At 67.8% G+C, this 8,342-nt stretch carries 5 protein-coding genes and 1 pseudogene; 4 read left to right on the top strand and 2 right to left on the bottom strand.

Going from position 1 to position 8,342, the window contains the following annotated elements; genetic code table 11:
- Positions 1-30: 30 nt before the first annotated feature.
- From ACLIBK_RS25230 to ACLIBK_RS25215, 4 genes are all read left to right on the top strand, one after another.
- A complete protein-coding gene (locus tag ACLIBK_RS25230; RefSeq protein WP_415390064.1) occupies positions 31-3,153 on the top strand; it encodes a Calx-beta domain-containing protein in 3,123 nt (1,040 codons plus the stop codon).
- A 191-nt stretch (positions 3,154-3,344) separates the two neighbouring features.
- Complete coding sequence (locus tag ACLIBK_RS25225; RefSeq protein ID WP_415390063.1) at positions 3,345-4,532, top strand: peptidoglycan-binding protein; 1,188 nt, start codon at positions 3,345-3,347, stop codon at positions 4,530-4,532.
- Between the two features lie 44 nt (positions 4,533-4,576).
- A complete protein-coding gene (locus ACLIBK_RS25220; protein WP_415390062.1) occupies positions 4,577-5,452 on the top strand; it encodes a DUF3365 domain-containing protein in 876 nt (291 codons plus the stop codon).
- A 7-nt stretch (positions 5,453-5,459) separates the two neighbouring features.
- On the top strand, positions 5,460-6,815 hold the full coding sequence (locus ACLIBK_RS25215) for a serine/threonine-protein kinase (RefSeq protein ID WP_415390061.1): 1,356 nt from the start codon (positions 5,460-5,462) through the stop codon (positions 6,813-6,815).
- Here the strand turns inward: ACLIBK_RS25215 and ACLIBK_RS25210 are convergent.
- Both ACLIBK_RS25210 and ACLIBK_RS25205 read right to left on the bottom strand, forming a co-directional pair.
- Positions 6,792-8,039 carry a tyrosine-type recombinase/integrase gene (locus ACLIBK_RS25210; RefSeq protein ID WP_415390060.1) on the bottom strand — a complete coding sequence of 416 codons (1,248 nt, stop codon included), beginning with the start codon at positions 8,037-8,039 and terminating at the stop codon, positions 6,792-6,794. The two genes, ACLIBK_RS25215 and ACLIBK_RS25210, sit on opposite strands and share 24 nt — an antisense overlap.
- A 23-nt stretch (positions 8,040-8,062) precedes the next feature.
- Positions 8,063-8,197 (bottom strand): annotated as a pseudogene (locus tag ACLIBK_RS25205) (helix-turn-helix domain-containing protein); the annotation flags it as partial.
- Between the last annotated feature and the right edge of the window lie 145 nt (positions 8,198-8,342).

Below are 8,342 nucleotides of genomic sequence, written 5' to 3'. Positions count from 1 at the left end.
CTCGCCGCGGGCGGCCGGTGGCCTGGCCCGGTGGATCCGAACGCGCTGCCAGCACACTTCCAGATCGACTACATTCGCGCCTACTCCGTCGACCCCACGGCCAAGGCCGTGGCGCTGCAGCCGCTCTCCTCGCCGGACGGCGTCAACACTGCCCCCGTGCTGGCCGTCACCAACACGGTGGGCAGCGGCGCAGACACGCTGCTGCTGCGGCTGTCCGAGGACGCCTACCAGGGCCACGCGCAGTTCACCATCAAGGTAGACGGCGTTCAGGTCGGTAGCGTGCAGACCGTCGCTGCCGCGCATGCGGCCGGCCAGACCGAGACGCTGGCCGTCCGGGGTGATTGGGGCCTGGGCAACCACACGGTCAGTGTGACCTTTCTCAATGATCTGCAGAACAGCGCAGGCGGCGATCGAAACCTCTACCTCGAGGGTGCCATCTACAACGGCGCCACCATCGTCGAGGGCGAGCCAGGGCAGATTGCTCCGGTGCATCAGTTCGTAGTTCAGGACATGACCGCAGCACCGGGTACGCTGTCGGTGGCAGATGTGGCAGCGACGGAAGGTGACTACGGAACCACGGCGCTGACCTTCGTCGTGAACCTGTCGCAGACCAGCAGCACGCCGGTGACGGTACGCTGGGACGCGCTGGCCGGCACGGCCACGGCGGGGGCAGATTTCGAGGTCACGGCCGGTTTACTGACCTTTGCCCCCGGGCAGACCAGCGCCGGTGTGACGGTAAGCCTGCGCGGTGACACGACGTGGGAGCCCGACGAGACCTTTCGCCTGGTGCTGTCCACGCCCACTGGCGCCACCCTGGCGCGGGCCGAGGCCGTGGGCACCATCCGCAACGACGACGCGGTGCCGACCCTGTCGGTGGCGGACGCGGGTGCGGCGGAGGGCAATAGCGGCAGCACGGGGCTGAGCTTCGCGGTGAGCCTGTCGCAGGCCAGCAGCGCGCCCGTGACGGTGCGCTGGGATGCGCTGGCCGGCACGGCCGCGCCGGGGGCGGACTTCGCCACCACCGGCGGCCTGCTGACCTTCGCCCCCGGCCAGACCACCGCCAACGTCGCGGTGAGCCTGCTCGGCGACACCACCTACGAGCCCGACGAGACCTTCCGCCTGGTGCTGTCCGCGCCCACCGGCGCCACCCTGGCGCGCCCCGAGGCGGTGGGCACCATCCGCAATGATGATGCCGTGCCGACCCTGTCGGTGGCGGACGCGGGCGCTGCGGAGGGCAACAGCGGCAGCACGGCGCTGAGCTTCGCGGTCAGCCTGTCGCAGGCCAGCAGCACGCCCGTGACGGTGCGCTGGGATGCGCTGGCCGGCACGGCCGTGCCGGGGGCGGACTTCACCGCACCGGGCGGGCTGCTGACCTTCGCGCCCGGCCAGACCACCGCCAACGTCGCGGTCAACCTGCTCGGCGACACCGTGTACGAACCGGATGAGACCTTTCGCCTGGTGCTGTCCACGCCCACCGGCGCCACCCTGGCGCGCGAGGAGGCGGTGGGCACCATCCGCAACGACGACGCCGTGCCGACACTGTCGGTGGCGGACGCGGGTGCGGCGGAAGGCAACAGCGGCAGCACGGCGCTGAGCTTCGCGGTCAGCCTGTCGCAGGCCAGCAGCACGCCCGTCACGGTGCGCTGGGATGCGCTGGCCGGCACGGCCGTGCCGGGGGCGGACTTCACCGCACCGGGCGGGCTGCTGACCTTCGCGCCCGGCCAGACCACCACCAACGTCGCGGTCAACCTGCTCGGCGACACGACGTGGGAGCCCGAGGAGACCTTCCGCCTGGTACTCTCGGCACCCACCGGGGCGACCCTGGCGCGTGCCGATGCGGTGGGCACCATCCGCAACGACGACGCCGTGCCGACCCTGTCGGTGGCGGACGCGGGTGCGGCGGAGGGCAACAGCGGCAGCACGGCGCTGAGCTTCGCGGTGACACTGTCGGAGGCCAGCAGCGCACCCGTGACGGTGCACTGGGATGCGCTGGCCGGCACGGCCGCGCCGGGGGCGGACTTCGCCACCGCGGGCGGCCTGCTGACCTTTGCCCCCGGCCAGACCATCGCAAACGTCGCGGTGAACCTGCTCGGCGACACGGTGTGGGAGCCCAACGAGACCTTCCGCCTGATGCTCTCGGCACCTACCGGGGCGACCCTGGCGCGTGCCGATGCGGTGGGCACCATCCGCAACGATGATGCGGGGCTCCCGCCCGACGAGGTCGTCAATGACGGCAGCGGCATCGACACTGCTCGGCTGGCGATTGGTTTCCGCGGCAGCAGCGTCGAAACCAGTGGCGGGCTACCGTCGCATGTGACAGGCGGTGGACGCGGCTACATCACCACAGGGATGGAGGTGTTGCAGTTCGTTGATGGCCGGCTAGTGTTCGACCCCGCCGATCCGGCCGCCCAGGTCGTGCGGCTGTACAACGCGGCGCTCGCCCGCTCCCCCGACCAGGATGGGCTGAACTACTACATCGACCAGGTCGAGCATGGCCGCGGCTTGGCCGACATCGCCCTGGGCTTCAACACCAGCCCCGAGTTCCAGTCTCGCTTCGGCGCTGGCCTGAGCAACGACCAGTACGTCGTCCAGCTCTACCAAAACGTGCTCCACCGCGGCGCTGCCGAGAGCGAGCTCGGCTACTACCGCGACCAGTTCGCCGCTGGGCAGAGCCGCGAGCAGACCCTGGTCAACTTTAGCGAGAGCCCGGAGAACAAGGCCCTCACCGCCGCCACGGTTCAGGCCGGCATCTGGGACGTCAGCGAGAACGCGGCCGAGGTGGCCCGCCTCTACGACACCCTGCTCGGCCGCAAGCCCGACATGGCCGGCCTGGTGTTCTACCGCGAGCAGCTGGATGCGGGGCAGTTCACGCCGCAGAACATCGTGCAGAACTTCACCGGCAGCCCCGAGTTCCAGGCCCGCTACGGCACCGACCTGCCCAGCGCGCAGTTTGTGGAGCTGCTGTACCAGAACACGCTGCACCGGGCAGGCTCGGCCGAGGAGGTGCAGTACTACGCCACCCAGCTCGACGCCGGCACACTCAGCCGGGCGGGGGCGGTGATCAACTTCTCCGATAGCCCCGAGCACATCGCCCTCACCGCACCCGACATCATGAGCGAGAACCCCGCCCAGTTCGGCATCGCCTTCGCCTGAACCAACCCACCAATGTCACTGTGGTGCTTGTGCGACTGCTCCGGGCTGCTGGACGGGCCGGGACGGGCGGTGGCGCCCGGTCCGGCACTGGACCACGCCGGAGGTTCGGTGCCTCGGAGCCCGGCTCACACCAGCCGGTCCGCGTGTGCTGCCGCCAGCCGTGACTGTCGCTGACACCCCCGACCTGAAACATGGGTAGTTGCATGGCTCCTGTGGGCGCACACACTTCCGATCGACCCCATTACAGGCCGGAAGCCATGCCCGCCCGAACAGCCCTCTGCTCCCAGTGGGTCACTACGAGGAAGCGGACCATTTTTGCCGGAGGCTGCTGGCCCTGTGCCGCTCGCAGTTTAGTTGCCCTCGTCGTCGCGGTGCCGCTAGCAGCCCATAGCCAGCCCGCAGAGGGTCCTCGGGGTGTGGCCCTCGTGGTCGGCACCAGCGCATATACTTCCCAGCCGGCGGTTCCGGCTTGCCGTGGGGCGACCGGGGCGGTCGCGCAAGCACTACGCGGGCTCGGCTTTACCGTGACCGAGCGGCAGGATCCGAACCGCAGCGAGTTCGATGCTGCCCTGGCGAGCTTCGGCCGCATCCGTGTCACCGCGCCTGAGAGCCCCGCCGTAGTCTACGTTTGTGGGATGGCGACCGAGTGGAATGGCCGCGCCTTCCTGATTCCCGCTCCCGCCGCCCTGGAGCGCGACTCCGACACACTTACTCAGGGCATTCTGGCCCGCAATGCAGCTGACACTGCTTCCCGCGGTGCCACCGGCGTGAGCCTGACCGTGCTCGACCTGACACCCCGCCCTGGCGGCAGCCTCACGTCCGCCGGCTTCGCCGCAGCCGCGGAGGGCGCCACCAGTTCCGGCGCTGCCCTGGTTGTGGGCACGGGTTCCGCCGCCAACCTCCCTGTTACTCCTCTTGCCGCTGCCCTCCGGGCCGGGCTGGCGGGGCCCGATGTGGAGTTGGGCAGCCTCGTCGCCTCGCTTCGCGCCCGCCTGCCAGAAGCTGCACGACTGGCCGTGGTGGCGCCGGATGGCCCGCGTTTCCTGGCCGGTGGTCCTGCAGTTACGCCTGCGGTCCCAGACCCACCCCTTATCGCGGCTCCGGCTGCGACCGCTCCGCCGACCAACGCCGCCGTGGTGGACCTGTCTCCTGCTGCGGCTCCCTCACCGCCCCCTGAGGAAGCTGCGCTGAACGAGGCGCAGCGCCGCCGCATCCAGGCCAGCCTCGGGGTCCTTGGCCACTACAGCGGCCGGGTGGATGGCAGTTTTGGGCCCGAGACTCGGAATGCCATAAGGCGCTATCAAGCATCCGTGAGCGCCGAGGCTACCGGCCGCCTCACGGGCGCTCAGATCAGCGCCCTGATCGGGGTCGTGCAGTAGCGGTCATAAAGGCACCCCCGTGGTGTGCAGGAAGGAAGATCTCGTTGAAGCTGCGCACTAAGTTCAACCTCGTGATGGTCGGCACCTTCGTCACGGGGCTCGGGGTAGCCTCGGTCGTATTCCATCGCATCGCGGTGGAGGAGGCCCGGCGCGCCACCTTCAACGAGGCGTTGATGATCATGCGCAATGCCACCGCGGTCCGTGGCTACACCTCGACCGAGATCAATCCGCTGCTGGCAGACCAAATGACGACGCGGTTCATGCCGCACACGGTTCCGTCCTTCGCAGCGCAGACTGTTTTCCGCGGCCTACGCCGCGACTACCCGGATTACGCTTACAAGGAAGCCGCGCTGAACCCCACCAATCCAGCCGACCGGGCGACGGACTGGGAAACCGATATCATCAACACCTTCAAGCGGGACACGGGGCTATCGGAGCTGGTAAGCCAGCGCGACAGCGTCACGGGACCAGTGCTGACATTTGCCAAGCCCTTCCGCATCACGGATCCCGGCTGCCTTTCCTGCCACTCCACCCCGGCTAATGCGCCCAGGACGATGGTGGACCTTTATGGCCCGTCCAACGGCTTCGGTTGGGTGCTGAACGACGTGATCGGCGCGCAAATCGTCTCGGTGCCGTTGCAGCTCGCGCTCGACCGCGCAAATAATTCGCTGACGACCTTTCTCCTCAGCCTTTCGGGCGTCTTCCTGCTGATGCTGATAGCCCTGAACGTCATGCTGCAGATGCTGATCGTGCGACCGGTCCGACGGATCGCAGCGCTCGCGAAGTCCGTGTCCGAAGGCAATGAGAACGTGCCGGAGTATCAGCCGCCCGGGAACGACGAAATCTCATCTCTCGCCCGCTCCTTCAACCTAATGCGCCGTAGCCTGGACAACGCGATGCGGATGCTCAGCACACCTTGATGTCATCGTGAGCGAACCGGCCACCGCGCCGCAGCGCATCGGCCGCTACCTCGTCGAGAGCGAGGTCGGCCGGGGTGCCATGGGCCTCATCTACAAGGCACGCGATCCGGTCATCGGCCGAGTGGTCGCGATCAAGCTCGTTTCGACGGAGCTGCTCGACTCGGCCGAGCGTGCCGAGTTCCTGCGCCGCTTCGAGCATGAGGTGCAGGCTGCTGGTCGCTGCAGCCATCCTAATATCGTCGCCGTGTACGACTATGCCCTGCACGAGGGTCATCCTTTCCTGGTGATGGAGTTTGTCGAGGGCACGAGCCTCAAGGAAGCGCTCCGCAACGGGCTACGTCCTAGCATCGCCGAGGCAGCGGCGCTGGTGCAGGCGATCCTCTCGGCACTCACCTGCGCCCATGCCAATGGCGTGGTGCACCGGGACATCAAGCCGGCTAACATCCTCCTCTCCCGTACTGGCGTCACTAAGGTCGCGGACTTCGGCATCTCTCGTATCGAGGGCTCGGAAGTGACCCAGGTGGGAGAAGTGATAGGCACACCGAACTACATGTCCCCCGAGCAGTGCCTGGGCGAGCGCGTCGACAGCCGCGCTGACCTATTCTCCACCGGAGCGTTGTTCTACGAACTGCTCACTGGGCGGCGCCCCTACGAGGGCCGCAGCGTGGTCGAGGTGACGCGCAAGATCGTGGACGCCCCTCCCCCCATATTGCCGGATACAGTGCTGGCCGCGGCGCCGGGCCTCGCCGCCGTGATCGCGCGTAGCCTCGCTCGCAGACGTGAGGATCGCTTTCCCAATGCGACTGCCATGGCTGAGGCCCTCAGCACCGCGGTGCTCTCCGCTGGCGAGGACGGGACTATCGTCGCCGCGCGACCTGCCGCGCCGGTCTTGGCTCCTGTTTTTGCAGAGGACACGCTGAACCGGCTGGCCCACCGCCTCACCTCCTACGTCGGCCCGATCGCGCCGCGCCTCGTCGCGAGTGCTGCACGCGGGGCCGGCAATCTCGAGGCTCTGTGCGACAGCCTGGCCCGCAACATCGGCGAGGAGTCTGAGCGCCTCCGCTTTCGCCAGGACGTTCTACGCGAGACCAGCGCTGCTTTACGCACTGCTTCCTTGGGCAACTCGTCAGTCGCCAGCCATGCCGGATCTATGCCCTCCAGCCTGACCTCACGGCTACCGCCCGAAGCCCTGGCTGCCGCGACGGCCGCGCTGATGACGCATCTTGGCCCCATCGCTCGCATTCTCGTGCAGCGCGAGGGCGCAGTTACAACCAGTGCCGAAGACCTCTGGTCTCGCTTAGCGCTAAGGATTACTGATCCGTCGGAGCGAAACACGTTCTTACGCAAGCGGCCGGGCCGATAGCACTCCGCAGCATCGGCCACATGACCACTCGCCCAGAGAATGTTTGATCCCAGCTGCTACCGCTGCTCCAGTCGACAAAGGCTTAGCGGAAGAATTGGCGTTCTCCCGCTGAGGCACTGGTACGCAGCTAGCACGCAAATTGTTGAGTACCATCGGCCGGGCTGCTACCCGGCCGATGTCGTTTGCGATGTCCTCCAGCGCAGCGCGAGCGCGCGCCAGGTGGTCAGGCGCTACATGCGTGTATCTCCCCGTCGTGCGGATGTTGGGCATCAGGTGCCCGAGGAACCCGGCCAACTCCAGTTCGGGCACTCCCCTGGCACGCATCTCGGTCGCGATGGTGTGCCGGATCGCGTAGGGCACCACCTCGGCATCCAGGCCGGCCGCATCCCGCACGGTCTGGAACGCGCCGTTGATTTTCAGCACGGGCTTGCCGCGCCACGCCACCAGTGGCCCGGCCTGCACGGACGCAACCCAGGGGCGCAGGAAGCCCGCCATCGGCAGGATCGGCCGCCGCTTCTTGGTCTGTAGCCGGCCGGGCGGGTTGAGGTTGATCGTCCCGCGGTCGAGGTCGCACTGGAAGCGGGTGAGCTGCAGGATGGCCTGCGGCCGCGCGGCGGTGCCGATCAGCAGCACCAGAAACACCCGCACATGGTCGGGCATGTCGGCCGACCACAGCTGCGCCAGCTCCGCAATAGAGAGAACCCGCTCCCTCCCCTGCCCTTCCGGCAGGCTGAGGAAGGGCATTTGCCGGTCAAGCTCGCCGTTCTTCCACGACCAAGTGACGGCAGCCTTGGCGGCACTCAACATCCGCTTGATCGTGCCGGGGGCGTAGCGCTTGCGCAGGATCGCGACGGCGGCTTGCTGAGCTTCAAGGTTCAGCTCCGCAACGGTGATCCCCGCAGGTAGCGTTTCCAGCATCACGCGCAGGTTGGCCTGTTGGACGCTGGCACCGATCACATGCCGGGCGTGTTTGTCGTAGTAGCGGGCGAAGACGGTTGCGACCGGCACATCCCTGGGCTGCTGCTGCCGCAGGGTGACGTTGCGCGTCACCCATTCCGCAAGGGCGAGCTGCGCCTGCTCAAAATCGTCAGTGCCGAGAGATGCGCGGCGCGTCTGTCGGGCGTCAGCGTCGAACCAAGTGCGGCACCACTGCGCGCTGTTGGGGCGCTGGCTGAGCCAGTATTCCCCGATGCGTCCTCGCTGATCCTTCCGGTCGCCACGCAAGCCGCTACCTCGTTCGCTGAAAGGTACTCGTTCAGGTGGCGATCAGTGTACCGCGGCCGGCCGCCAATGACGGTGTAGCCGATCCGTTGGCGCCGCCGCTCCCGTCGCATGGTGTCCACCGACACGCCCAGGGCCTCGGCGGCCTGGGCTTCTGTCAGCAGTCGGGGGAGCGGCAGCGCGTCATACCGGCGCGCTTATGAAGTGACTTTTCCAATCCAGGGATAGCTAGTGAGGGAGCGGAGGCGATCTGGCGTCAGGGCATTCCAGGCTTGGCAGCAGGCGTCGACGATGGCGGCGTTGCTG

This window comes from Roseomonas sp. BN140053 (assembly GCF_047690175.1).
Classification (GTDB): domain Bacteria; phylum Pseudomonadota; class Alphaproteobacteria; order Acetobacterales; family Acetobacteraceae; genus Roseomonas.
The sequence above is the reverse complement of the archived record's forward strand: the minus strand, read 5'-3'. Positions and strand labels throughout refer to the sequence as shown.

Excerpts from the sequence above, each read along its gene's own strand:
- ACLIBK_RS25225 (WP_415390063.1), top strand. The coding sequence starts at position 3,345 with ATGGGTAGTTGCATGGCTCCTGTGGGCGCACACACTTCCGATCGACCC.